The organism is Solibacillus sp. FSL W8-0474, assembly GCF_038004065.1.
Classification (GTDB): domain Bacteria; phylum Bacillota; class Bacilli; order Bacillales_A; family Planococcaceae; genus Solibacillus; species Solibacillus faecavium.
In genome coordinates, this window is record NZ_JBBOQJ010000001.1 from 803,670 (window position 1) to 829,547 (window position 25,878).

30 protein-coding genes are annotated in these 25,878 nt (G+C 37.1%); 23 read left to right on the plus strand and 7 right to left on the minus strand.

From position 1 onward, the window contains the following. Positions 1-5: 5 nt before the first annotated feature. The 6 genes from NYE67_RS03870 to NYE67_RS03895 all read left to right on the plus strand — a co-directional run bounded on the left by NYE67_RS03870 (position 6) and on the right by NYE67_RS03895 (position 5,320). Positions 6-383 (plus strand): UPF0738 family protein, encoded by a 378-nt coding sequence (locus NYE67_RS03870; RefSeq protein WP_340729256.1) that lies wholly within the window; start codon positions 6-8, stop codon positions 381-383. Positions 384-548: 165 nt separating this feature from the next. Beyond that, positions 549-1,226 (plus strand): GTP pyrophosphokinase, encoded by a 678-nt coding sequence (locus tag NYE67_RS03875; protein WP_340727073.1) that lies wholly within the window; start codon positions 549-551, stop codon positions 1,224-1,226. Then, positions 1,226-2,020 (plus strand): NAD kinase, encoded by a 795-nt coding sequence (locus NYE67_RS03880; RefSeq protein WP_340729257.1) that lies wholly within the window; start codon positions 1,226-1,228, stop codon positions 2,018-2,020. The genes NYE67_RS03875 and NYE67_RS03880 overlap by 1 nt, the downstream gene beginning before the upstream one ends. An 11-nt stretch (positions 2,021-2,031) precedes the next feature. Further along, positions 2,032-2,916 carry an RluA family pseudouridine synthase gene (locus tag NYE67_RS03885; protein WP_340729258.1) on the plus strand — a complete coding sequence of 295 codons (885 nt, stop codon included), beginning with the start codon at positions 2,032-2,034 and terminating at the stop codon, positions 2,914-2,916. Positions 2,917-3,577: 661 nt separating this feature from the next. Beyond that, positions 3,578-4,948, plus strand: coding sequence for a magnesium transporter (gene mgtE / locus NYE67_RS03890; RefSeq protein WP_340729259.1), 1,371 nt, complete (start codon positions 3,578-3,580; stop codon positions 4,946-4,948). A 30-nt stretch (positions 4,949-4,978) separates the two neighbouring features. After that, entirely contained in the window at positions 4,979-5,320 is a 342-nt protein-coding gene (locus tag NYE67_RS03895) for a 4-diphosphocytidyl-2C-methyl-D-erythritol kinase (RefSeq protein WP_340729260.1), read from the plus strand. A gap of 43 nt (positions 5,321-5,363) precedes the next feature. Here NYE67_RS03895 and NYE67_RS03900 read toward each other — a convergent pair whose 3' ends face one another. Further along, on the minus strand, positions 5,364-5,873 hold the full coding sequence (locus NYE67_RS03900) for a CotY/CotZ family spore coat protein (protein ID WP_340729261.1): 510 nt from the start codon (positions 5,871-5,873) through the stop codon (positions 5,364-5,366). A gap of 159 nt (positions 5,874-6,032) precedes the next feature. Here NYE67_RS03900 and NYE67_RS03905 point away from each other — a divergent pair, with 159 nt between their 5' ends. From NYE67_RS03905 to NYE67_RS03930, 6 genes are all read left to right on the plus strand, one after another. Further along, positions 6,033-6,434, plus strand: coding sequence for a YhcN/YlaJ family sporulation lipoprotein (locus tag NYE67_RS03905; protein ID WP_340729263.1), 402 nt, complete (start codon positions 6,033-6,035; stop codon positions 6,432-6,434). A 1-nt stretch (position 6,435) separates the two neighbouring features. Beyond that, entirely contained in the window at positions 6,436-6,891 is a 456-nt protein-coding gene (gene spoVAC / locus NYE67_RS03910) for a stage V sporulation protein AC (protein ID WP_340729264.1), read from the plus strand. Beyond that, positions 6,885-7,880: a stage V sporulation protein AD gene (locus NYE67_RS03915; RefSeq protein ID WP_340729265.1), complete on the plus strand. Its 996-nt coding sequence runs from the start codon at positions 6,885-6,887 to the stop codon at positions 7,878-7,880. Before spoVAC ends, NYE67_RS03915 begins: the two co-directional genes overlap by 7 nt. A 5-nt stretch (positions 7,881-7,885) precedes the next feature. Further along, on the plus strand, positions 7,886-8,251 hold the full coding sequence (spoVAE, locus tag NYE67_RS03920) for a stage V sporulation protein AE (RefSeq protein ID WP_340729266.1): 366 nt from the start codon (positions 7,886-7,888) through the stop codon (positions 8,249-8,251). Positions 8,252-8,313: 62 nt separating this feature from the next. Then, complete coding sequence (locus NYE67_RS03925) at positions 8,314-8,487, plus strand: YjcZ family sporulation protein (protein ID WP_340729267.1); 174 nt, start codon at positions 8,314-8,316, stop codon at positions 8,485-8,487. Positions 8,488-8,501: 14 nt separating this feature from the next. Continuing rightward, a complete protein-coding gene (locus NYE67_RS03930; protein ID WP_191698606.1) occupies positions 8,502-8,750 on the plus strand; it encodes a stage VI sporulation protein F in 249 nt (82 codons plus the stop codon). Positions 8,751-8,915: 165 nt separating this feature from the next. On the opposite strand, the gene NYE67_RS03935 is transcribed toward NYE67_RS03930, so the two are convergent. From NYE67_RS03935 to NYE67_RS03945, 3 genes are all read right to left on the minus strand, one after another. Continuing rightward, positions 8,916-9,344 (minus strand): GNAT family N-acetyltransferase, encoded by a 429-nt coding sequence (locus NYE67_RS03935; protein ID WP_340729268.1) that lies wholly within the window; start codon positions 9,342-9,344, stop codon positions 8,916-8,918. A gap of 3 nt (positions 9,345-9,347) precedes the next feature. Next, a complete protein-coding gene (locus tag NYE67_RS03940; protein ID WP_191698604.1) occupies positions 9,348-9,863 on the minus strand; it encodes a YjcG family protein in 516 nt (171 codons plus the stop codon). Between the two features lie 161 nt (positions 9,864-10,024). Beyond that, on the minus strand, positions 10,025-10,744 hold the full coding sequence (locus NYE67_RS03945; protein ID WP_340729269.1) for an alpha/beta hydrolase: 720 nt from the start codon (positions 10,742-10,744) through the stop codon (positions 10,025-10,027). 119 nt (positions 10,745-10,863) lie between these two features. Here NYE67_RS03945 and NYE67_RS03950 point away from each other — a divergent pair, with 119 nt between their 5' ends. The 9 genes from NYE67_RS03950 (at position 10,864) to NYE67_RS03990 (ending at position 19,469) form a co-directional block, all read left to right on the plus strand. Beyond that, positions 10,864-11,445 (plus strand): phosphatidylglycerophosphatase A family protein, encoded by a 582-nt coding sequence (locus NYE67_RS03950; protein WP_340729270.1) that lies wholly within the window; start codon positions 10,864-10,866, stop codon positions 11,443-11,445. Positions 11,446-11,464: 19 nt separating this feature from the next. Continuing rightward, on the plus strand, positions 11,465-12,100 hold the full coding sequence (locus tag NYE67_RS03955) for a thermonuclease family protein (protein WP_340729271.1): 636 nt from the start codon (positions 11,465-11,467) through the stop codon (positions 12,098-12,100). Positions 12,101-12,429: 329 nt separating this feature from the next. Further along, positions 12,430-13,209 (plus strand): heme uptake protein IsdC, encoded by a 780-nt coding sequence (gene isdC / locus NYE67_RS03960; protein ID WP_340729272.1) that lies wholly within the window; start codon positions 12,430-12,432, stop codon positions 13,207-13,209. Between the two features lie 19 nt (positions 13,210-13,228). After that, positions 13,229-15,031: an S-layer homology domain-containing protein gene (locus NYE67_RS03965; RefSeq protein ID WP_340729273.1), complete on the plus strand. Its 1,803-nt coding sequence runs from the start codon at positions 13,229-13,231 to the stop codon at positions 15,029-15,031. Between the two features lie 215 nt (positions 15,032-15,246). Beyond that, complete coding sequence (gene isdE / locus NYE67_RS03970; protein ID WP_340729274.1) at positions 15,247-16,152, plus strand: heme ABC transporter substrate-binding protein IsdE; 906 nt, start codon at positions 15,247-15,249, stop codon at positions 16,150-16,152. A gap of 63 nt (positions 16,153-16,215) precedes the next feature. Further along, a complete protein-coding gene (locus NYE67_RS03975) occupies positions 16,216-17,169 on the plus strand; it encodes a FecCD family ABC transporter permease (protein ID WP_340729275.1) in 954 nt (317 codons plus the stop codon). A 5-nt stretch (positions 17,170-17,174) separates the two neighbouring features. Continuing rightward, entirely contained in the window at positions 17,175-17,945 is a 771-nt protein-coding gene (locus NYE67_RS03980; protein ID WP_340729276.1) for an ABC transporter ATP-binding protein, read from the plus strand. Positions 17,946-17,947: 2 nt separating this feature from the next. Further along, positions 17,948-18,631 (plus strand): class B sortase, encoded by a 684-nt coding sequence (gene srtB / locus NYE67_RS03985; RefSeq protein WP_340729277.1) that lies wholly within the window; start codon positions 17,948-17,950, stop codon positions 18,629-18,631. A 13-nt stretch (positions 18,632-18,644) separates the two neighbouring features. Then, positions 18,645-19,469, plus strand: coding sequence for an EfeM/EfeO family lipoprotein (locus NYE67_RS03990; RefSeq protein WP_340729278.1), 825 nt, complete (start codon positions 18,645-18,647; stop codon positions 19,467-19,469). A 108-nt stretch (positions 19,470-19,577) separates the two neighbouring features. On the opposite strand, the gene NYE67_RS03995 is transcribed toward NYE67_RS03990, so the two are convergent. Both NYE67_RS03995 and NYE67_RS04000 read right to left on the minus strand, forming a co-directional pair. Beyond that, positions 19,578-20,063 (minus strand): hypothetical protein, encoded by a 486-nt coding sequence (locus NYE67_RS03995; protein ID WP_340729279.1) that lies wholly within the window; start codon positions 20,061-20,063, stop codon positions 19,578-19,580. A 128-nt stretch (positions 20,064-20,191) separates the two neighbouring features. After that, on the minus strand, positions 20,192-20,344 hold the full coding sequence (locus NYE67_RS04000; protein ID WP_191698592.1) for a hypothetical protein: 153 nt from the start codon (positions 20,342-20,344) through the stop codon (positions 20,192-20,194). 234 nt (positions 20,345-20,578) lie between these two features. Between NYE67_RS04000 and NYE67_RS04005 the strand changes: the two genes are divergently transcribed. Next, positions 20,579-21,967: an aldehyde dehydrogenase gene (locus NYE67_RS04005; protein WP_340727093.1), complete on the plus strand. Its 1,389-nt coding sequence runs from the start codon at positions 20,579-20,581 to the stop codon at positions 21,965-21,967. Between the two features lie 384 nt (positions 21,968-22,351). On the opposite strand, the gene NYE67_RS04010 is transcribed toward NYE67_RS04005, so the two are convergent. Further along, positions 22,352-23,932 carry a two-component system sensor histidine kinase NtrB gene (locus NYE67_RS04010; RefSeq protein ID WP_340729280.1) on the minus strand — a complete coding sequence of 527 codons (1,581 nt, stop codon included), beginning with the start codon at positions 23,930-23,932 and terminating at the stop codon, positions 22,352-22,354. Between the two features lie 295 nt (positions 23,933-24,227). Between NYE67_RS04010 and NYE67_RS04015 the strand changes: the two genes are divergently transcribed. Next, a complete protein-coding gene (locus NYE67_RS04015; RefSeq protein ID WP_340729281.1) occupies positions 24,228-25,697 on the plus strand; it encodes a UDP-N-acetylmuramoyl-L-alanyl-D-glutamate--2,6-diaminopimelate ligase in 1,470 nt (489 codons plus the stop codon). Positions 25,698-25,878 lie beyond the last annotated feature (181 nt).

Consider the following 25,878-nt stretch of genomic DNA (forward strand, 5'->3'; position numbering starts at 1 on the left):
CTTCATTGAGAAATGTATATATAGTTAGTCAATATCAAGCAGTACATAATGAAATCCATTTTATTTTAAATGAAAAGAAACAACTTAGCCAATTGCAACCTGTAGGACAAGTGATTGTTGATTCGGATAATGAGGCGTTTCTTTATATCATAGAAGAAAATGATGCATATAGTTATATTGGTTTTCCTCAAGCTATATGGTCGCAATTAGTACAAATGTTAAAGTCAGAGCATCAGCCATATTTAAAAGTAGAAGATGGGTTGATGCCTCTTGGACAGTTTGCCGATGAATTAAAAGGATTACTGTACAATATAGTAGGAAACAGCAACTATGGAGACCGCTTTGTAGAAGCTGTAGAAAAGGAATTTGCCGATTTTTTGTAAATAATGATCAGCAACTTTAATGTATTGAAATGAAAAACGTGCCATTTCGTGCTATTTAAGTGTGAAATGTGTTTTTCTTATGCACAAGAAGTATAATTGTTTGAAACAACGTGTTTTGAAATAGTGTGACATGAAAGTACTATTTCAAGTTGGGGGGCTTTGTAAATGGGGCAGTGGGAAGTATTTTTAAGTCCATATCGACAAGCTGTGGACGAATTGAAAATTAAATTAAAAGGCATGCGATCGCAATTTGGCATCATGAGTGCAAATTCACCAATTGAATTCGTCACAGGCCGTGTTAAACCACTTGCGAGTATATATGATAAATCGTTTGATAAAGGGATACCATTTGAGCCGAATCCGCGTTTAGGCAATGAATTGCAGGATATTGCAGGCGTTCGTATTATGTGCCAGTTTGTTGACGATATTGCTACAGTTACGGAATTAATTCGCCAGCGTAATGATATGAAGGTTATTGAAGAAAAGGATTATATTACACATAGTAAACCGAGTGGCTACCGCTCACATCATATGATTGTAGAATATCCTGTAGAAACGATTCAGGGCCGCATTGTTGTGGTGGCGGAAATTCAAATCCGTACATTGGCAATGAACTTTTGGGCATCTATTGAGCATTCATTAAACTATAAGTATAAGGGGATTTTCCCGGAAGAAATAAAAAATCGATTGCAAAGTGCGGCTGAAGCGGCATTTCGTCTGGATGAGGAAATGTCCTCGATTAAAAGTGAAATTCATGAGGCCCAAGCATATTTTAGCGAAATAAAAGAAGCAACTAATACAGCTATTCATAAGTCAACTGACAAAGAGGAGCGTGAAAGCTAATGAAGTTTGCAATTCAATCACGCAGAGATGACCAATCAAATGAATTGATGGAGCTCGCAAAATCTTATTTAATGGATTTCGGGTTGAAATTTGATGAGGAAGAGCCGGAAATTGTTCTTTCCATTGGTGGCGATGGCACTTTATTGCATGCATTCCATCGCTATTTGCATCGTTTGGACAAAACAGCTTTTGTTGGTATCCATACAGGGCATTTAGGTTTTTATGCCGATTGGAAGCCTTCCGAGCTGGAAAAGTTAGTATTATCCATTGCTAAAAAGGAATTTAATGTAGTTGAATACCCACTGTTAGAAGTACAGGTACATCGTCATCACTCGGACTCCAGTACTTATTTGGCACTGAATGAAGCTACGATAAAATCACCGGACGTTACACTTGTAATGGATGTTGAGCTAAATGGTGAGCATTTTGAACGTTTCCGTGGTGATGGGTTGTGTATTTCGACACCATCAGGGAGTACCGCTTACAATAAGGCTTTAGGTGGAGCAATTATCCACCCAACATTACAAGCTTTCCAACTTACAGAAATGGCATCAATTAACAACCGCGTCTTTCGTACTGTAGGTTCTTCCTTAGTATTACCTGCACATCATAATTGTGTATTAAAGCCAGTCCATGAGCAGCAATTCAATATGACTGTCGATCATATAAGCATGACGGAAACAGATGTAAAGTCGATTACCTTCAATGTTGCAAATGAAAAAGTGCGTTTTGCGCGGTTCCGACCATTTCCATTTTGGGAACGTGTACATGATTCATTTGTCTCAAATGAATAGAATGAGGTTATATGGATAAAAGATTTCAATTACAATTTATTAATTCAATAGAAGATGCCTTGTTGCGTGATGCGATTGCTCAATGGGGAATTTCGAAGCGTGCTTTGACCGCCATCAAATTTGATGGAGGAACACTTTTAGTCAATGGAGAAGAAAAGAATGTACGGCATAGCCTTAAAATTGGAGATGTCGTAACAATTATTTTTCCACAGGAGGAAGTAAGCGAAGGTTTGGCTGCACAAGAAGGTTCTTTAGCCGTGGTGTATGAAGATGAAGCAGTACTCGTATTGGACAAGCCTCCTTTTATGAATTCCATCCCTTCCAAAGAGCATCTAAACGGCAGCATCGCAAATTATGTATATGGCTATTTCGTGCAACAGCAACTGGCTTCAACAGTGCATATTGTTACACGACTCGACCGTGATACATCAGGGCTGATGGTCATTGCGAAACATCGGCATATACATCATATAATGAGTGGCCAGCAAAAAAACGGAAGTATTCATCGTGAATATGAAGCAATCGTAGAAGGGTATGTAGAACAAGATCAACAGTCCATAATTTTACCGATTGGAAGAAAAGATACGAGTATTATCGAACGTGAAGTACGTGCGGATGGTCAGTTTGCACATACGGATGTATCGGTAATAGCACGTAAAAATAACTTGACTCATATTCGCCTTAAACTCCATACAGGGAGAACACATCAAATACGAGTCCATATGGCTCATATAGGACATCCTTTAGTAGGAGACGAATTATATGGAGGAAGTCGAACATTATTAAATCGTCAGGCACTCCATTGCCGGAATATCCAGTTTGAACATCCATTAACGAAGGAGATTATGCAATTTTGTAGCAATCTCCCGTCAGAAATATCAAACCTTATTAATTAATAGAAGATGCCACAGATAGTCGACAAAAGATCTCGAGAGTTCGTCTCTCGAGACCTTTTGTCTTTTTATTATAAATTTTAACTAGGTGCTTAGCAGGAACAAGTTGTTCATTCCTCCTATTTCAAGTTGTTCAGGTGCATTGAATTGATTACTAGTCATCGTAGATATCGTACTTCACTTTATTTAAAGCGATGAATAAGTTGATTGGAATGGAGGGACCGTGACTCCACCGGGAAGCGCACGCGCGGAAGATCCACTAAATGGTGCCTGCCGTTGTAGGCACCATTTAGTTAGCTGGAGCCGTGCCCGGGGAAAGCATCGGTCCCGGAATGGAAATCAACGGTTTAATGTTAATTTAATTTTTAAACACACACTGTTAAGAGTTTTTCTACAAACTGGCCAATTACTGAATTGGTGTCTTTTATTTTTTGGTGAAAAAGGGAATATACTGTTGGAAGGGATGACAGAATCCTACTTTAATTAAATACTGTAAATATATATAGCCAATTCCTATCCTTGACGAACTGAAAAAGTTAGTAATAAAATGGTCCTTTGTGATAGCAATATTGGATTGTACAATATGAATAATTGGATTTTGATGCAATTGGAAATTGAGCGCATATAATAGAATTTATAAGGTAATTGAAAGGAGGGGACAAGCATGATAGAGGAAAGAAATGAGGAAGTACAGTATGATGAGGAATTTTTACGAATGCTACTCGATGAGGAAAATATTGAAGCATTTCGTGAGCATTTTTTAGTTCTCCATCCATTTGATCAAGCGCAGTTTTACGAAGAGGTAGGTCCGGATATACGGCAGGTTATTTATCGTTACTTGTCTCCTAAGGAAATGGCTATTATTTTAGAGTCAATGGAAATTGAAGATGATGAATATGAAAACTATTTAAATGAAATGGATCCATCCTATGGCGCTGCGATGCTCGGATTTATGTATACCGATAATGCGGTAGATATATTAAATGAACTGAACACTGAGCAACGTGAAAATTACTTAGATATGATGGATGATGAAACTGTTGATGAAATCAATGAGCTTTTAGGCTATGAGGAATACACAGCAGGGGCAATCATGACAACCGAGTATGTTTCGGTTTTAGAGAGTGCCACGGTTCGTGAGGCAATGCGCGTATTGCGTCAAGAAGCACAGACTGCCGAAACCATTTACTATATTTTTGTTGTCGACAGTTCCCATAAACTACTTGGTGTCATGACGTTACGAGAATTAATTGTTGCAGAAGGAGATTTATATATTCGGGATATTATGAGTGATCGCGTCCTTTCCGTGAAGGTGACCGACGACCAAGAAAATGTCGCGAATTTAATGAAGGACTATGACTTTTTGGCAATTCCGGTTATTAATGAAACTCGAGAACTCCAAGGTATCATTACATTCGATGATATTATCGATGTTATTGAAGAAGAAGCAGAAGATGACTACTCAAAACTAGCGGGTATTTCGGATATGGATGACAATGATGCAGGTCCGATTCGAGCAGCTGGAAAACGCTTGCCTTGGTTAATTATTTTATTGTTTTTAGGAATGCTTACTTCCGGGTTAATGGGGATATTTGAAGCAACGCTTGATAAAGTCGCATTACTTGCCACGTTCATTCCACTCATTTCCGGTACATCAGGAAATAGTGGTACACAGGCATTAGCAGTCGCGATTCGAGGTATCGCAACTGGAGATATCGGAGGTAAAAGTAAGTTCAAGCTTGTCCTTCGTGAATTAAGTACAGGTATCATTATGGGATTGGTCAGCGGAGCTATTGTAGTAGGAATTATTTTCTTTTGGAAAGGTACCTTGATAGTAGGTTTACTTGTCGGGGCATCAATTTGTTGTTCCATTATTGTCGCTACATTAGCAGGGTCATTTATTCCGATTATTATGCATAAGCTAGGCGTCGATCCTGCCGTTGCATCGGGTCCTTTTATTACGACATTGAACGATGTCACAAGTATTGTTATTTATTTAGGATTGGCTACTACCTTTATTGGTCTTATTCTATAAGGAACGATTTGAAAGTTTATTGCATATTGTATGAAAAAAAGGATGTGGAATGTGGAAATTCATCCATTACTTTTTATTGCAAGTCCGAGTTATATTCAGGAAAAGAAAATTGAGGAAATTGAGGAAGAAAGTACGTCTATTTATGTGCGTCCTATCTCTGAAAAAATCGAAAACTCCCTCATTGCAAGGCAGCTTAATTATTTTGCCAAGCCAGTGAAGGAGCCAAGAATGTTATTATTTATTTTACAGTCAGGTGAAAGAATACATGCTTCCATTGATAAAATAAATGGCAGTCAAGTATTATTGAATTGTTTCCAGACAAAGCGCTGGATCCATGCGAATGAAATTGTGATGATTCATCATACGGTTTAAAATGAGGAGCCACTTTTTTGGCTCCTCATTTTTTATAGTTCAATTAGTCACAAATGCCAAGGTCCACATCATCGATACATTGAACAGCACAGAAGCAATCTAAATCAACTGTAATACAGCTGTCTGAAGCATCGAATTGTGTAACTCTACATACTTCACGGAAATCAATCTTAGACCCACAATTACTTAATAAATCTACCGGATTTCCACTTGCATCTTCTGGTATTAAAACACGTAATGTTGCGCAGCAGCCATCAAAAATGTCCTCTACACGGAAATAAATCGATACACATGGAGAAGACGGTTCGTTAGAGAATGTAGCAAAGAACGGTGAGCCATCTTTATTTAATAATGTAAACACACGTGTATCAGCATTTGAACGTGCAGGGTTCACAATTCCTCCAAGTGGCTCTAAGAAGCAGTTTGTTGTACATCTATTGCATTCATCCTGTACTGCAGCATTTTGAATTTCTAAAATTGCACGAACAACTTCACATACACACCCTTTTGAAGAGTGGTTGCCTGAATCACTATTTCCTCTTCCACAACCCATAATTTTCACCTCCTAAAACTTAACTCTATCTAAAATATGACCTGTTCTGTGAAAGAATCGGGCGAATGACGGGCTTTATGAAACTTCCTTATCGTCAATGAATAATTCAAAATACGAAAGGCTATACTCGGAGAAAAATGGACATAAGGGGGGACTGTTATGCGAAAAGCGCTCTTAGGAATAAGTTTAGTTTTAATTCTTACTGGTTGTGGTGACCGTGAGAAAGTAATGACTTATTCAAAAACAGACAATACGCAACATCAGCAAGAAGTAGAAAAACTTTTTGAAAAGGATTCAGATATCGAACAAGTAAATATTGTCGTAATTGAAAACGAGATATTTGTTGCAATGCAGTTAAAGCCTTTAAAAAAGTGGAATCGCCAAAAAATTGAAGATCGCTGGCAGAAGAAGTTAGAAAAGCAATATGAAGGAAGTACAGTAAATGTATCGGCCGATTTTAAAATGTTTTGGGAATCGTCCAAACTAATGGAAGAAAAGGATCAAAAGAAAATGATGGAAGAATTAAAGCATTTAAAAAAGCTTGCGAAGGAGGAAACGTAATTTGAAACAGCAACAATACAATACTTTAAAGGATCAAATTACACCAAAAATACCTATACCCCTAAACTGTTTAAAGGCTTTTGTTGTGGGGGGGATAATTTGCTCAATAGGACAAGCAGTTTCATTTTTATACATGATCTTTTTTGATTTCACAGAGAAGACTGTAGGCAATCCGACTGTGGCTACAATGGTTTTTCTTGCCATGCTTTTGACCGGGTTTGGTCAATATCGGAAACTTGGACAGTTTGCGGGGGCTGGAAGTGCTGTACCTGTAACTGGATTTGGTAATGCGGTAATTTCTGCAGCAATCGAACATAGATCCGAAGGGCTTGTTTTAGGTGTTGGGGGCAATATGTTTAAGCTTGCAGGGTCCGTTATTTTATTCGGCGTCGTATCGGCTTTTTTCGTATCTCTAATTAAATTGATATTAGTATCGGTAGGTGTCACATCATGGTAATCGTATTTCCATCGAAACCAACCATTCTTTCTTCGGCTACTGTAGTTGGTCCTTTGGAAAAACGCAGCGTTTTCCAAACGTATTTTGATAAAATAAGTCAGGATGAACGGGTACAAAAATCCACGAATGAGCAAGGTAATACAATGCTCATCTCAGATGCATGTCAAATAATACTGAAGAAATCAAATTTAAATAATTTGGATATCGATTATTTTTTAGGCGGCGATTTAGTCAATCAAATGACACCTACAAATTTTGCAGCACGGGAACTTGCTGTTTCTTTTATTGGGCTCTTTTCAGCATGTGCAACATCTGTTTCATCGATGATAATTGCAGCTTTGTTAACAGAGCTTGGAGCAAGCGATTTTTCAATTGCCGGAGCATCAAGTCAACACAATTCTGTTGAGCGACAATTCCGTTACCCTATTGACTATGGGTCTCAAAAGCCTGCAACATCACAATGGACCGTAACGGCGGCAGGGTTTGTTTTAATCGGGAAACATGAGCCAAAGCTTCCATATATAGAAGCAGCGACTGTGGGGAAAGTGATTGATTATGGTGCAACAGATCCGTACCATATGGGCGGAGCTATGGCGCCGGCAGCATTTGATACGATTCAATCGCATCTAAAAAAGCGTTCGCAAAAATTGGAAGATTATGATGTTATTATGACAGGTGATTTAGGTAAAATTGGTTTGAAAATTTTAATTGCAATGTTCGCACAAAGCGGTGTGAAAAAAGAAGATTTATCAAGATTCCGTGATGCAGGTGCCGAATTTTATGGTGAAGATTCATCATTTTTAGCAGGGGCAAGTGGTCCAGGCTGTTCGGCTTCGGTTTATAGTGGCTATATGATGGAACAATTTAAAACAGGCCGCTATAAGCGCGTATTATTAGTAGCAACAGGTGCACTTTTATCCCCGCTTACTTTTCAGCAGGGTGATACAATTCCGTGCACAGCACATGCAATCGAAATTGGAATGGGGTAAGGACAATGGGCTTTTCTTTTTTATTGGCATTTGTAGTAGGTGGCTTCATTTGTGTAATAGGGCAGTTAATAATGAATATCGGGAAGTTAACACCCGGTCATACATTATCAGTTTTAGTTGTAGTAGGCGCCATTTTAGATGGCTTTAACTTATATGAGCCTCTAATTAATTTTGCAGGCGCAGGTGCGACAGTACCTATTACCTCCTTTGGGAATTCTTTAACACATGGGGCGATGGCTGAGGCTGAAAAACATGGTTGGATAGGTGTTTTGACAGGCATGTTTGAGGTAACGAGCTCTGGAATTAGTGCTGCCATTATTTTTGGATTTATTGCAGCATTAATATTTAAACCAAAAGGCAAAGTAGATTAGACGAATACCCTCCTTTTTCTTGTGTGTATGCATACACTACAAAATAGAAAGGGGGGTTTAGTATGTCAGGATACGGATATGGTTGGCAACAACAACAAGGTTGGCAACAACAAGGATGGCAACAAGGTTGCGATTATGGAACTCCAGGTTATGGCGGCGGCAACAATAGCGGTACGTTTGTACTAATCGTTGTACTATTCATTTTACTTATTATCGTTGGTAGCGTAATCATTTAAGGAGGTATTTTCAAATGGAACGTTCATTTTTCAAAAATATTGAGCGTAAAACAGGTGTTGACTTTGATGAAATTATGAACCTTGCGAATGCATTGACATATGCAGACTTTTCGGATGAAAAGCAAGTTCGTAAAATCGTTAAAAAAGTGAGTAAGCTTGCAAATAAACCAGTCTCAAGCGAGCTGGAAGAAAAAATCGTCGCATCAATTATTCAAGACGGTAAATCATTAGATTTTTCGAAAATTGAAAAAATGATGAAATAAAGTTCTCTGTAGTTCAAGGTGAGAAATAATCCCCAAAAATATATGTATACAGATCGTCCTTAATTTATAGCATTATCTATACAATGATAGCCACCAAGCAAATATTTACTTGGTGGCTATTGTTTTTATATTCAGATGCAATTATGAAAAAAATAATACCATTTTCTAAATACTCTTTTCCATGGCGCGATGCGGAATGCCGGCATCCATGAACTCAGGTGAAATTACAGCGAATTCCAACTTTTCGTAGAAAGGTACGGCATAGCTTTGAGCATTTAGCTTCAGCTTTTTAAAAGTTGCATTTTTTGCATATTCTTCCACAGCCTCCATAATTAATACACCGAGACGCTTCCCTCGATAGCTATTCAAAACACATACTCGCTCCACCTTGCCAACTTTCGGCTCAATTTCACGTAGACGCGCTGTAGCAATTGTATTTTCACCTTCATTTACAAGAAAGTGGGTAGCTGTTTCATCATATTCATCTATTTCTAAGTTTAGCGGGACACCTTGTTCTTTGACGAAAACTTCTTTCCGTAAAGCATATGCGCGTTCACGGTCTTCGTCAGTTGTTACTAACTTTACTTCAAACACGTATTACTCAGCTCCAGTCAATTTGTATGTTTCATAAGTTGTCCATGAGCCATCTTCTAATTGGTATAGTAAATGGAAACGATCGATTACGTCTTTTTCATCAACACCGACCATGCGCAGCTGACCGTGAACATCATCATGTTCGGAAGCGCTTAACTTTTGCGCAATTGTAATATGCGGTACAAAGACATGCTTTGGCGCACCGAAATTGATTTTTTCCTGAATCATTTTTTGAATGTTTTCCAATTGCGGTGTTGGATCAACTCGGAAGAAAATCGTATTCGTAGTAGGGTAAAATGAACTGATTCGAGAAGCGTGAATTTGTAAAGGGGCAAATTGTGATGCCACCTGCTGTAAACTACTAGATATTTGATCCATTTGAGATTCATCCGCATCAAATGCATCTTTCAAAGTAATGTGAGGTGTAATTAACGCATAATGTGGGTCATAGCGTTTGCGATAAGTGTTCGCTAAATCTTGTATTTTCTTAGATGGAAAAGCAACAATACCATATTTCAAATTCATTACCCCCTAGAAAATTATTCAAATTTTATCTGCCTTTAGGTGCCCACTTTCTTGAAAAGTTTTTTTGTAAACTAAAAAGTAGACTAATACCCCGGAGGCGCAATTGTTATAAGTATAACAGAAAAAACTGTGAATAGACATTTAAGAACACATTATTATCCGAAAATTTCAATTAGTGCGCGTTTTAAATCTGGCTTCCAATATGTCCATGTATGATTACCATCGAATTCCTCATAAAAGGTATCAATTCCATGGTTTAATAACAATTGGTGCAGTTCACGGTTGGGTGTCAGGAGATCTTTGACGGTATTGTTTTTTAAAGTCACCTTATCTTCTTGTAGTCCGATAATATGATACACCGAAAGAAAATTAATATTATTTGCACTACGAACAGCCTCTAATACGTGTTCATCTACATAAGGTGATTGTAAGACGGCTTTTCCAAAAATATTCGGATAATGAATTGCAGTCATTAATGAAATCGTCGCAGCCATGGAATCTCCAATTAGTGCACGCCCACCTCCTATTTGGGCGGTTGAGTACTCTTCGTCTAAATAAGGCACAAGCTCATGCGCCAAAAATCGCATATATGCTTCAAATTGTTCACCTGTTGGAATATATTTTCGCTTACGATCCTCATAGTTCTTGTATGGAACACCGACGATAATTGTATTTTCAATAATATAGCCATCTATTAGTTCATCCGCTAAACGTGGTATGCCACCAAGCTGGAAGTAATCTTTACCATCGGAAGCGATTAAGATGTTATATTCGTAAAGTGGAGAATAATTTGCTGGAATATAAATTAACAGCTCCAACTCCTCGTTTAATGCCTTACTAAAAAAAGCAATGTCTTTTACTGTGCCTTTTTCCAAAGTTGTCACCCCTGTCGATTGATGTATTCAAAATTGTATCATAAAGAAAAATAAAGGTGTAATATAGAAGATAGACAAGTGAATGAGCGCTTAATATAAATAAAGGTGAGGATATATGCATGCATAACAAAAGAATTCGTGTACACTCAGATGAAGTGACAAAAGCTACACATGATGCCCTAGAACGTCGCCATGTAACGATTGAAGATATTGCTGAAATCGTTTATACGATGCAATCCCCATATAATGAAGGTTTAACGATAGAACATTGTATTCAATCAGTTGAACGTGTATTAACTAAACGTGAAGTACAACATGCAGTATTAGTAGGTATAGAATTAGATGAACTGGCTGAAAAAAGGCTCTTATCTGCGCCTCTTCAGGCTATTATTGAATCAGATGAAGGACTGTTCGGTGTAGATGAAACACTTGCATTGGGTTCTGTATTTACGTATGGAAGTATTGCAGTTACAACATTCGGCCATTTAGATAAGCAAAAGATTGGAATTATTGAAAAGCTTGATACGAAAGCTGGGGAATCGGTTAATACATTTTTGGATGATTTAGTTGGAAGTATTGCGGCTTGTGCAGCATCACGCCTGGCACATCGGATGCGCGACCTTGAAGAAGAAGGCGAAACATTTGCAGATATTCCGCCGGTTGAATTAGGACCAACACCGAAGTTGAACACGGAGATTTAGAAGGAGTTAAACACTAACAATGGAATTAAAAGATATAAAAACGCTCATTACGAGTGGAACAATTATTTTAGCAGTAGGCTTATATTTAATATTCAACGAACCAAAACAAGAGGCAGAGCAAGTAGATTCACCGGCAATTACAGAACAAAATATTTCATATACGATTACACCTGAATTGGCAATGGATAAAACAGGGAAACAACTTGTTGATGTGAAGTTTTTAAATGCCAATGATGGTGATACTTTTAATGTTGAAATCGAAGGTGAAAAAGAGCGTGTTCGCCTCCTTATGATCGATACACCAGAAATGAACTATAATAAAGGCGAACCGATGCCGTATGCTGAAGAAGCAAAGACCCGTACTACTGAGTTATTAGAAAAGGCAGATTCAGTCCAGCTATTATTCGACAAAGGTCCGGAAACCGATAATTATGACCGACTGTTAGCATACGCATTTGTGGATAATATCAGCTTGCATGAAGTTTTATTAAGTGAAGGACTTGCTGCAGTACGTTATGTAAATAAACCGAACGATACATTGGAAAAAGAGCTGCTCGAAATTCAACAACAGGCTGAACAGAAAAAACTCAATATTTGGGCCCATGACAATTATCTGCAGCGTGACGGATTCCATCCAGAAGAAGTGAGTAAGTAATACGCTTTTCTCTTTAGCATAATGAGACGTGGGCAATGATTATATCATGACCTGGATTAATTTGAGTTTTAAACAATAAATAATTTAAGGATGGAAATGGTTATATACACTTTCATCTTTTTTTTCTGTTTATTTACCTAAGAAAAATGAAAAATCAAGAATTAATTACGACAAATTTATGAAGTTTAAATTGGTTCATCAAAAATTTATACTAAAGGAGAATGTTGCCATTTGAGAAACATCTCCTTTTATGGCATGCTATATAATGGCAATGAGAAATATTCTCTATTAAATAAGTACATATTGTGAAGTAAAGGAGGAGAATTTGTATGAAAAAAAACTTCTTCATGATTTTTGCTGCTCTTTTTTTTGTAGCGTATACTTTGCCAAACACTTCATTTGCGGCCATTGCAGATGGCACTTACGAAGTGAACTATCAAGTAAATAAACCTGGCAGCAATTCGGCATCCATGGCGAATGATTACTTTTTAAAACCTGCCAAATTAATCGTAAATAACGGTAAAATGACAATGCAGCTTACGATAAAAAACAGTAGCTGGGTTACAGAGTTTAAGCCTCCGGGTGGGGCAAAAGTAATTAGTACAAATGAATCTGCAGGTCAACGCACGGTTCAATTCCCGGTTTCGAATGCAAATTTAGTAACAATCGCCATGAAAATAGATATTGATGATATTGATTATCACCATGCCTATAGTGTAGATTTTGTATTCAACAGTTCGGGTTTACCGGAAGCAAAGGTGGAAGAGCCTAAAGAGCCGGTAAAGCCAGTAAAAGAGGAAACAAAACAAGCGACATCTACTAAGGAATCACCAACACAGTCGTCAGGAAGTAATACTTCTTCAAATAAACCAGCACCATCAACTGAACCACAAAAAACAGAATCATCAGCAGACAAAGCAACTACAGAAGAAAATACAGATGATTCTACAAAGACAGATGAAGAAAATGCATCTGAAATGGCGCAAGCTGAAAATTCAGAGGTAGTAGAAAATCCGGAGACGAGCGATGAATTACCGCTTGTGGCGATGATGTTATTCATCGTAGCGGCGATTGTATTTATTCGCACAAAACAAACAAAAACAAGATAGAAAATTGGAGGAAATGAAAATGGTAAAAAAATCAAAAGCAACAAAAGCGGTCTTGGCATCGCTATTAGCAACATCTGCAATTGTACCAGCAATGGCAGTATCTGCTGAAGTAGGCGGGGAAACGACTCGTACGGGTGAAGCAACTACTACTGCAGCAGCAAAGACGATTGACTTTAAAGTAGATGCCCCTGAATCTTTACAGCGCTTTATTCCTACTACAGGTAAATTAGTTGAGCGCAATGGTCAGCAATTTATTAATCTGGAATTATCTGACGCAGTATTAGGCATGGTAAATAGCGTAACAGTAGCGGGTCAACCAGCAATGGCTGAATTTAACGGGAAAAAACAGATTAATATCCCAGTAACAGCTGATTATGCGCCAGTGGAAGTAACTTTAAATATGACAATTACTTTCGTTGGTAAAGATCCGGTAGATTACAAAGTTACATTAACTCCAGATGCAAAATCAATAAAAGAAGCAACTGAAACAACTAAACCAGTTGAAGAAGCAAAAGAAGAAAAAATCTTCAAAGTAGGTAAAACATTCGATTCAGTAGCAGACGGCACTTATGATATTAAGTGGGATGCTTATAAAGATAATGTAGGAAACTACAAAGCGATTACAAGTCATTTTTCACCTGATGCAAAATTAATCGTAAAAAATGGAAAATATTCAGTACAGTTAACTATTACTGAAGATTCAAAAGCAATGGTACCAGATGTAACAATTGCAGGTAAAAATGTAGAAGTAAAAGATGGCAAAGTTACAATTGAAATTCCATCAATTAGTGATTTACATGAAGCTTCAGTACACGTTGTTGTACCTGCTATGAATATGGATAAACCTTATCCATTCGGATTCGCTATCGAAACAGCAAACTTAGAATTACCAAAAGCAGAAGTTGCACCGGCCCCTGTTGAAGCAACAAAAATGCCTGTTACTGTATTTAAAGATGGAACAAAAGAACAATCAATTATGCAAGGCACTTATTTAGCAAATGAAGTAATGGTTACTTCTACTGAAGGCGGATACGAAGTTGATGTAACATTCCCACAAGGTCAATGGTTAAATGACTTCAAAGTTGAAGGTGCGACAGTAGCATTGAAATCAGAAGAAACTGTAGGGAAAAATACAGTTCAAATTTATACAATCTCATTAAAAGATATTAATGAAATTTATAATGCAACTGTTGATTTAACAGTTGATGCTGCTGGTGTAAAATATGATTCAGTTCATAAAGTACAATTACAATTCGGTGAAAAGAAACCAGTTCCTGTTGCAGCGCCATTTAAAGATATCGCTAACAACGGTAACAAAGATGCAATCGTTAACCTATTCAACAAAGGTATTTTCATCGCTGCAGATAACTTTAATCCAGGCAATAACGTAAAACGTGCTCAATTCGCTTTAATGCTAAACCGTGCATTAAAATTAGATGTACCAGCAAAGGCTGCATTCACAGATATCGTAAAATATGATGACGAAGCGAAAAAAGCGATTAACGCTTTAAATGGTTATGGCATCATCAATGGTAAAACAGCTACTACATTCGCACCTGCACAAGATGTGACTCGTAAACAAGCTGCATTAATGATTTACCGTTTATTAGAGAAAAATGGTTATACTGCAACTGGTGACACAGCTAAATTCTCTGATATGCCAAAAGAAGTGGAAGCTTCGAAAGCAATTTCTGAATTAAATACATTAGGCATCATTTCTGGGTTTGAAGGCAAATTTAATCCAGAAAACAAATTAACTCGTTCACAAATGGCTAAAATTTTAAACAATACTTTAACAGTTGTTGAAGGTTTAAAAAAATAACTAAATGAACTGCAGACGGTTTGAATAATGAAAATTAAAAAAGCCATCAGCAAATAGTTATAGTAGGTAGGGGTGTGTTAAAAGTTTTACTTTTAGCGCAGCCCCAATCCTATTTTTGCGCAAGGGTAAGTAAGATGACGCTTAAATTGAAGTAAATTTCCATCTATGTTGGAGATGAAAGTTTACTTCAGTTTAAACTCTAGGAGGAAAAAGAAATGAAAAAGTGGCTTATCGGACTCGCAATAAGTGTTGCTGTACTTGCGGGTTGTGGCGATGGAGATAAACAAACAGAAAAAGCTGAAATAGAAGCGGAAAATACGGGTACAGGCCAAGCGTCTGCTGTAGAAGAAGAGCATCGCATTATTGCAGGTACAGTCGTAATCGCCCAAATTCTCGATCGATTAAACCTTGATGCTGTAGCGATTCCGGATACGATCAAGGAATTACCTTCACGTTTTGATGGACTGCCTGACATAGGAAATGCGATGGATCCTGACGCAGAGATTATTAAGTCCCTTAATCCTACCGAAGTATTGTCAGTTTCGACATTGGAATATGATTTAAAGGATAAATTCGACCAATTAAAAATCCCTGTAGATTTTGTGGATCTAACAAGTATTGAAGCAATGATGGATGAAATAACGGAACTTGGAGAGCGCTACAATCGTGTAGAAGAAGCGAAACTATTAAATGCCGAGTTACAGACGGAAATTGATGCAGTAAAAGTAGCTGCAAGTGATAAAGAAAAGCCACGTGTCTTAATTTTACTAGGTGTACCAGGCAGTTATTTAGTAGCAACAGAAAATTCGTACGCGGGCGACTTAGTTCGTTTAGCCGGCGGGGAAAATGTAATGGCCGGTCAGGATGCAGAATATTTGCCTTCTAACACTGAATATTTATATTCTTCAAATCCTGATATCATTTTACGTTTAGCTCACGGTATGCCAGACGAAGTAATAAAAATGTTTGATGAGGAATTTGTGGAAAATGATGTTTGGAAACATTTTAATGCAGTGAAAAATGGGCAAGTATTTGATCTAGAAGAAGAGTTATTCGGTACGACAGCAGCATTGAATGTACCAGATGCACTTCATCAATTGGAGAAAATTTTCTATCAATAACAATGTGAAAAAGCAAAGCCTTGAGGGAGGTTTTGCTGTTTCCTTACATAAAGGGTGTTTGCTGTGACTAAAAAAATCATCAGCTTTATAGCTGTCGCTGTTTTATTAATCATTACCGTTATTTATTCCGCGACAACTGGTAGTATCCAGATGTCATTTATTGAATTTATTACGAATTTTTTTAATGCTGACAATGCGGATATGGCAGCCATTAAAGATTTACGATTTCCTCGTATAATTGTTGCATTATTTGCTGGAGCAGCGTTATCAGTTGCAGGCGTTTTATTGCAGGCAATTATGCGAAATCCATTAGCTGATGCAGGATTTATTGGAATTTCTGCCGGGGCGGCATTTACGAAACTTTTTATTGTTAGCTTTGTACCAACACTGTTTTTCTTCACGCCTATCGCGGCATTTATCGGTGGTGCGCTAGCTTGTTTCTTCGTTTTTTTACTTTCATGGAAATCAGGATTGAACCCATTAAAATTAATATTGGTCGGGATTGCAATTAATGCAATGTTCTCAGGTCTTACAGAAGCAATGATCAGCTTTGGTGCTTCTACATCTGGATCGATTACATCAAATTTATCATTTAAAACTTGGGATGACGTATCGTTAATCGTAATTTACGGCTCCATCGGACTTATTTTGGCCATTATTTTATATGCGTCCTGTAATGTCCTCGTCTTATCTGATAAAACTGCGAAAAGTGTAGGCTTTAACGTAACGGCTGCAAGAATAGTTATAGCCGCTGTTGCTGTTCTATTGGCGGCAGCTTCGGTTGTCGTAGCAGGGGTCATTTCTTTTGTCGGAATTTTAGTGCCACATATTGCGCGCCGACTTGTTGGTTATGATCATAAAGTGCTGATTCCTTTTACCGCATTATTGGGAGCATTTATTATATTATTGGCAGACACCCTAGGTCGTACGATGTTTAGCCCGATGGAAGTGCCGGCTTCGACAATTATGGCGATTATCGGTGGTCCGTTCCTCATATTTTTACTTAGAAAAGAGTGACGAAAATGGAAATTAAACAAGTAGTCGTTTCGCATGATGGCAAGACGCGGCATTTAAATGAAGTATCCACAGTCATTCCGAAAGGGAAAGTAACGACAATAATTGGTCCCAATGGTTGTGGGAAATCAACATTATTAAGTGTGATGTCACGAAATAAGATGCCACTTAAAGGAAAAGCTACTCTTGAAAATCGGGATTTAGTGGAGTATAAATCGAAAGAATTTGCAAAAAAGTTTGCGATTGTTTATCAGCAAAATGATATCCCAGCTGATTTAACTGTAGAGAAGCTAGTCATGTATGGCCGCATGCCGCATAATTCGCTATTCAAAAAGAAAACGAATGATGATGAAGAAGCTGTAACTTGGGCACTGGAATGTACGAATTTACTTGGAAAACGGCAAAATGATTTATCTGCCTTATCAGGAGGGGAACGTCAACGTGTATGGATTGCGATGGCACTCGCCCAGCAATCGGAAATACTATGCCTTGACGAGCCGACAACGTATTTGGATATATATTATCAACTAGAACTGTTGGAGCTTATAAAACAATTAAATGAACAGTATGGTTTGACCATTGTCATGGTACTTCATGATATTAACCAGGCAATTCGATACAGTGACCATGTTATTTTAATGAAAGCCGGGAAAATCATTGCAGAGGGTATTCCGCGCAGTGTCATTACAAAGGAAGTCATTAAGGAAGTATACGGTGTCAATTCAGTGTTCCATGAGGATGAAAAGCTGGGACTCTATATGATGCCGTTAAGTATCTGATTATGCGGCGATGGATTCGAGCTTTAAGCGGTATTGTAATGATTGTTTGTGCAGTTATCCTTATTCGCTATTATTTAGACTATAGTGAAGTGAACGAACAGCTGGAACAGGCGCAGCAAATAGTGCAACAAAGCGAGCTTAAAGAACTTCAGCGACAAAATAAAAATATTATCGGGTGGCTTACATTGGAAAATACCCGATTAAATAACCCAGTATTACAAACGGATAATAATGAATTTTATTTAAAGCATAATTATTTAGATGAAGAAAGCCGTGGAGGAAGTATTTTTGCGGATTTCCGAAATGATGTAATGGAAGATCGGCATAATATTTTTTATGGGCATGTTTTACGTAACGGTACGATGTTTGGCGATTTATCGAAGTTTAACGAGCAAGCTTATGCAGAAGAGCATCCTGTTTTTTATTATGAGACAGATGCCAAACGCTATGCTCTGCATGTATTTGCTGCATATGAAACGACAACAGATTTTTATTATATCGAAACGCAATTTACGAATGATACATTTGACCAGTTCTTATTAGATATTCAACAAAAATCTGCAATAAAAATGCCAGTCGAAGTAGCAAATTCCGATAAAATCGCGACTTTTTCGACTTGTACGACATCCCCTGACGACAAAGAACGATTTGTTGTTCATACAAAGGTAGTCGAGCTAGAAAAATAAGAGGTGAATTAATATGAAAAACAGTAAAAGAATCATGATTGCTTTGCTTGCAGTAGGATTATTAGCTGCATGTGGCAAAAAAGAAGAAAATCCAGTAGCAGAACCTGTAGAACAGCAAGAAATTAAGATAGATGTAGCTGCTGAGGCAGAGCAGTATAAATCACTGATAATAGGGCAAATGGACAGCTTCATAGCAGATACAGAGCTTCTAGCCACATATGTGAAAGAGGGAAAGTTGGAAGAGGCACAAAAGCTTTACCCATTAGTAACAATGTATTATGAGCGAATGCAGCCCATTGCTTCAAATTTCCAGGAACTTGACGAGAAAATTAACGGCGAAGTAGTAGAAGGAAAAGAAGAGGAAACAACAGGTTTTCAAAAATTAGCTCATGGATTGTTTGTAGAGAAGAAAACTACAGGCTATGAGGAAGCTGCAGATGAACTTGTTGAAAATGTGAAAGCATTACAGTCGGAGCTTCCTACGATGGATGTTTCAGAAAATAATGTATTAGCTTCAGCTGTAACAATGTTCAACGATATGGCAGCGAACCGTTTGTCTGCGCAAAGCATTGCCAATAATGAGGTATACGCTGTCAAAGCACATACAGAAGCTGCGGAAGATTTATTGGAGATATTTATTCCCCGCGTCTCGACAGAAAGTGCTGAAACTACATCAGAGGCTTTGAAAGGATTAAATGAAGTTGTCGCTTATTATGAAGTAGGAAAAGAAGACTATGTGAACTATAGTTTCTTTACAGCAAAACAAAAAGAAGAGCTGAAAACAGCTGTTCAGCGTGTAGGATCGGCATTACAGGAAATGAATGATTCATTGAAATAAATGTTTGAATGTAAAAGGAAACAATAAAATAAAGCAGTACAATTTTTTACGTTAAGTAAAAAATTGTACTGCTTTTTTATATTAGTAGAGATTATGTTCCTACTATCTTTAGTTTAAAGCTGCATGTTTTATATATTGTTTTGCCGCTTGCGGTATATCTTTATATGAGATTTCATTAATTGTATGAAGTGTTTGAGCATCAAATGCCAATGTGAATACTTCTGTATTTTTATTTTGCACCGGTCTGAACCATTTCAAAGTGACATCATTTAAAGCATCTACATGCTGGAGCTCATTTAATAAATTGTAGCTGTCTTTTAACAATGTAGTTTCATGTAAAAATTCAGTTGCCTGAAGTGAAATGGTAACATTATGTTTATCATCCATTGGCGTAATTTCAATATTAAGAATAATATTCTCAATAAATTGTTGGAGCACAATTTCAGATATAGAAAGCATTGTTTGAAGTTTCAACTGTTCCGGAGAAACGGCAGCCTTGGCTTCTTCAATCGAATCTTGATGGTCCAAATTGTTTTTTTTCATAATATATTGTACTGAAATGACACAGACGAAAATAAGAAAAAAAATTAGCATGAATTTCAGTATTTTATTTAAAATAAGGATGACCTCCTATGGACTTTGACCAAATCTCTATTATATATAGTCATTATGCCATAGAAAAATGCAAAAAAGGACTGACAAATGTGACAGTCCTTTTACGGTTAAGTATTTTGTTCTTCAGTAGGAATTGTTGCAACAAATTCGTCAAAGTATAAAAATGATTCATCCTCTAGCTGTGTAATCTTTTGTTCATTTAATCCAATAGATAATGGTCCAGAAAAAATCTCGCCCCACCAAGTTTCAGTAATAATCATTTATATAGCCTCCTTGTACGATTGTTTTTATGTCTGATTTAAATAATTACTTATGAAATTCCCATTTAGACTTTTCGATAAACATTTTTCTTGAAACTGATATTACCTCCTTGCATAACTTCCTTGCTAATATTTGAAGGAATTAAATTTAACTTTGTAGTAGTTATTACTATAGTTAATATGTGTGAACAGCTATAATTTATGCATACATTTCTTTTTGAAAGGATGAAAAAAATGAACTTCACTGCACAAGATGTTGAACAAATGATTGAAGAACAACGATCTTTTTATTTTACCGGCGCAACTAAAAATATAGAATTTCGTAAAGAGCAACTCATATTATTAAAAGAAACAATAAAAAAATATGAGGCACAAGTAATAGAAGCTTTAGCATTAGATTTGAGAAAAAGTGAATTTGAAGCTTATTCCACTGAAATTGGAATTGTATACGATAGTATTTCTTATTTTTTAAAAAATATAGATGGCTGGATGGAACCGGAACTAGTGAAAACACCAATACATTTTCAACCTGCCAAAAGTTACATTGTTCGGGAACCGTTTGGAGTTACATTAATTATTGGACCTTTTAATTATCCTTTCCAATTAATTATGGAGCCATTGATTGGGGCGATTATTGGAGGCAATACAGCGATCGTTAAGCCATCTGAAACGGCTGTTCATACAGCCATTATGGTAAAGAAAATTTTAGAGGAAGTATTCCCACCACATTATGTTCGAGTTGTAGAGGGTGAAAAGGATGAAGTTACTGCTCTGATTCATGCGCCCTTTGACTATATTTTCTTTACAGGGAGTGTAGCTGTTGGAAAAGTAGTAGCAAAGGCTGCTGCAGAGCGTCTGACTCCGATTGGATTAGAACTTGGTGGTAAGAGCCCTGCCATAGTGGATCAAACCGCTAATTTAGATGTAGCAGCAAAGCGTATTGTCTGGGGGAAATTTAATAATACAGGGCAAACATGTGTTGCACCGGATTATTTGCTAGTTCATTCTTCAGTTGCTAAAAAATTCACACGTTTACTTAAAAAGACGATTCGTGAATTCTTTGGGGATGATCCACAGCAAAGTCCGGACTATGGCCGGATAATCAATGAGCGCCAATTTGACCGCCTGCAAAATATATTGGACAACGAGCGTGATACGGTAACATTCGGCGGTCGCACAGATCGAGAAGATTTATATATGGAGCCAACAGTTTTAGAAAATATAACGTGGGATCGTCCATCAATGGAAGATGAACTTTTTGGACCAATCTTGCCGATTTTGACTTATGAGCAATTACCAAAAGCGATTCACGAAATACGCCAATTGCCTAAGCCGTTAAGTGCCTATCTGTTCTCTGAAAATGAAAAGGCGATTGCTTATTTCCTTCAAGAACTGCCATTTGGCGGAGGCTGTATAAATGATGTAATTACACATGTAGGAAATACGCATTTACCGTTTGGAGGGGTTGGTCCTTCAGGTGTGAAATCGTATCATGGAAAGGCTAGCTTCGAGAACTTTACGCATCCTAAGTCGATTATGCAGCGTTCTAATAAACTGGCAAATAGTTTACTATATCCGCCGTACAAACAAAAAGTTAAGCTTGTTCGTACGATTATGAAATAACGAATGTTCTTTGATATGGCAGCACTCCCGGGCAACAAGCAGGGGATATGGAGTAGATAACAAATAAAGAGTCTGGGACCAAATGAAAAACATCTATTTTTTCAAGAAAAAAATAGATGTTTTTCTGCTTCTGCCAGAATTGATTTCCGTTACGGGGACGCTTTCCGGGGGCACGGCCTGAGCCTGTAGTCTCAGGCGTCGGTGCTCCTGCGGTTACTCGTCGCAAAATAAATTTTGCTGTTCCCCCAGGAGTCGCCCCTTCACTCCAATCAATTCATATAATATCAATTTCTTAATAAGAGTATTTCCCTTTTAAAAAGAAATTTCTACTTATATCCCAACCTCTTATAATTTTGAGGCTGGTTTTACCCAGCCTTCTCATTTTTAATATTCACTGAACACCGGAAACGATAATAGAACTTCTGTACCGACGTTTTGCTGACTTTTTATTTTAATTGTCCCTTTATGATCTTGAACAATTTTATTAACAATCATCATCCCAAGCCCTGTACCTTTCGTTTTCGTTGTATAAAAAGGTTCAAAAATACGTTCTGTTAAATGGGAAGGTATACCGCAGCCTGTATCGACTATATTAATATAAATTTCCTCGCCATCTTTGCCTATACTCACTTCTAACGTAATGGTCCCATTCTCAGGTATAGCCTCAATAGCGTTTTTAAATAAATTTATAAATACCTGTTTAATTTGATTTTTATTACCTAAAATAAATGTGTGCGAATATTCATTCGAAATATTAAGCGAAATAGTCCTTTGCTGAAGCTCATACTGGAAAAATGTAGCTACTTCATTTAATGCCTCTGCTAAATTAACCGGTATAAACTGATTAGGCTGTGGTCTAGATAATACAAGGAATTCTGATAAAATTAATTCAATTCGTTCCGTTTCGCTCTGAATTAGCTTTGTATATTCATAGTAAGGTGAGTCAGGATTTTCGTTCATCATTTGAACATAGCCGGATATGACGGTCATCGGATTACGAATTTCATGTGCAACTCCGGCAGCAAGCTCACCGACGAGCTTTAGTTTTTCAGATTGCAAAATTAAATTTTCGTTTTCCTTAATATATGAAATATCCCGTGAAATTACAGAAGAACCGATAATTTCGCCGTGCGGGCTAAAAATGGGAGACAACGAGATTTGTGCATCGAAAATAGTGCCATCCTTTCTCATATCAGTTGTTTCATGAAGATGATATTTCTTTCCATGCTTTATATCTTCTTTCCTTTGTCTTGACTCTTCTTCGTTTTCCGGGGGCATAAGTGGTAAAATACGCCCTAATGCTTCTTCCTTAGTCCAACCATACAATTTTTCGAATGCTGGGTTAACGGCAATCACACGATCATTCAAATCAAATACCGCAATCGCATCATTAGCCTGTTCGAAAAACAAATGTAAATATGCATGTTTAGAATTCAAATAATACTCACGGTCAATTGCACTTTTCTCTAACTTTAACCAAATATTTTTTATAAAGTAACTTTGACCTATACTCATAACGCAAACCGCAATTAAAAAGCCGAAAAGTAAAAAATGATCTTCTGATTTAAAACTATGATAGGGAATCATCGATAACTCATTTAAAATATAAATTTCAATGAATACTAGAACTATGTTGATGAAAGAAATGATATATGAACGGTAAATGGTTAAAATCGCAATAACCCAGATAAAAGTATAAAACGAAAATATATTTACATTTTGATAGTTAAAAAAGAAGACGATCATATGCCATGTACAAATCAAAATAATTTGAAATACTTTTGGCGGAGTTTTTAAATAATACAAAGCAACGAGTATAATGAAACTTCCAATACTAATAGCTAAAAATGAATAAGGATGCTTGAACAGCTGTGTAACAATGACAGTAGTAAAAATAAGCGTCGAAAAAAAATAAGTAATAACCATAAGCAGATTTCGCTTATTCAGAATTTCATTTTGCTGCATAAAACACCTCTGATAAGTAATAATAACTATAATCATACAGTAATTTATGATGTCGATAAATGGCGAATTTTGATATGATAGATATATTAATTAAAAATTGTACTATGTGAACATTTGGGAACACTTCATTTAATGGTTATTTTGTGGTTCTAATAGTTCAAGGTATTTAATAGTAAGCGTAAACCATGGAAATTTCAATCCATGAGCAGTATGATGAGTAATACATAGAAATTACAATAACTTAACTGAAAAAATTTAGATTCGCAAGTATATTGCAAGTGTGGGGGAAAGAAAAATGTATGCAGAAGAGCTATTAAGTACACTCATGCAAAAGAAAATAGTAGGACAATTGCCGAAGCTGATTTCGGATATTGCGATTGATTCTCGCAGTGTACAGCCGAACAGTGTGTTTATTTGCATTAAAGGCTTTACAGTAGATGGTCATGACTATGCACAGAAGGCTGTTGATGCTGGGGCAACAATTATCGTAACAGAGCGTCTATTGGAGTTGGAGGGCGACATTGCACAAGTACTTGTTAAGAATACGACACGTACATTAGGCATTTTAGCAGCGAAGTTTTTTGACTACCCATCGAAAGACATCATGATGATTGGCGTAACAGGTACAAATGGTAAAACAAGTGTATCCGGCATTATCCACAATATTTTAATTGGACTTGGTGAAAAGTCGGCACTGTCAGGTACGATAGGATTTAATTTAAATGGTGTACTTTATGAATCGGCCAACACAACAAGTGACTCTTTAAATACTCAGCAAATGATTTTCCGAGCTAAAAGTGAAGGCTGCCGTGCGATGGTAATGGAAGTTTCGTCACATGGTTTGGCACTCGGTCGTTTAGCAGGTGTCGATTATGATGTCGCGGTATTTACGAATTTAACACATGACCATTTAGATTTTCATGGTACAATGGAAAACTACGGTAACACGAAAGGTTTGTTGTTCTCTCAGCTTGGTCAGGACTTGGAAAAGAACAAGCATGTCGTATTAAATGCGGATGATCCATGGTCAGAGCGTTATGCCCAAATTACGCCATTTCCGATATGGACTTATGGTTTAAAAAACAACGCTATATTCCGAGCAGTGAACTGCAATTATGAAGATGGCATGACTCATTTTGATATGGAAACACCTGAAGGTACATTTCCAGTGACAATGCATTTATTGGGTGAATTCAATATTTACAATGTACTTGCAGCAACAGCGGTGTTTTATGCGCGAGGCTTCCCAATTGAAGTCATTATTGAACAGATTGAAATGCTTCCTCCAGTAAAAGGACGCATGGAAAAGGTGGAAACGGATTTACCGATTCAAATCTTTATTGATTATGCACATACTCCGGATGCAATTGAAAAAGCGATAAATGCTGCGCTTCCATATAAAAAACCGGAAAATAAATTGATTTTCCTCGTTGGTACAGGTGGTGGACGAGACAAAACGAAGCGTCCAACGATGGCAGAAAAGGCATCAGTTGCAGATTATGTTGTGCTTACAACCGATGATCCACGTTATGAGGAGTACGAGAGTATTACAGGCGATTTAGCTAAAGGGATGCTGCATAATAACTTTGCATGTATCGGTGATCGCGCAGAAGCTGTTAGACATGCAGTGAGCGTAGCAAATCCCGGTGATATTATTATTTTTGCCGGCAAAGGTCATGAAGATTACCAAATCATTGAAAATACGAAATACCCGCATAGTGATGCCAAAATTGCGATTGAAGCTGGGAAGTTAAAATTTGTATAGATAAACCTATATCTTTTTCAAATCCGCCGTGTTAACGTAATTGCGTTAACGGTGGTTTTTTTTGGAGGTGAAAAGAAAAAATGATTCAATCCTACGTACTTAGTATGATTGGGTATTGTATATTGAGTTTTCCTTTTTATATAATTAGCCGAAAACTATACTTAAGAAATAAAAAGAAAGA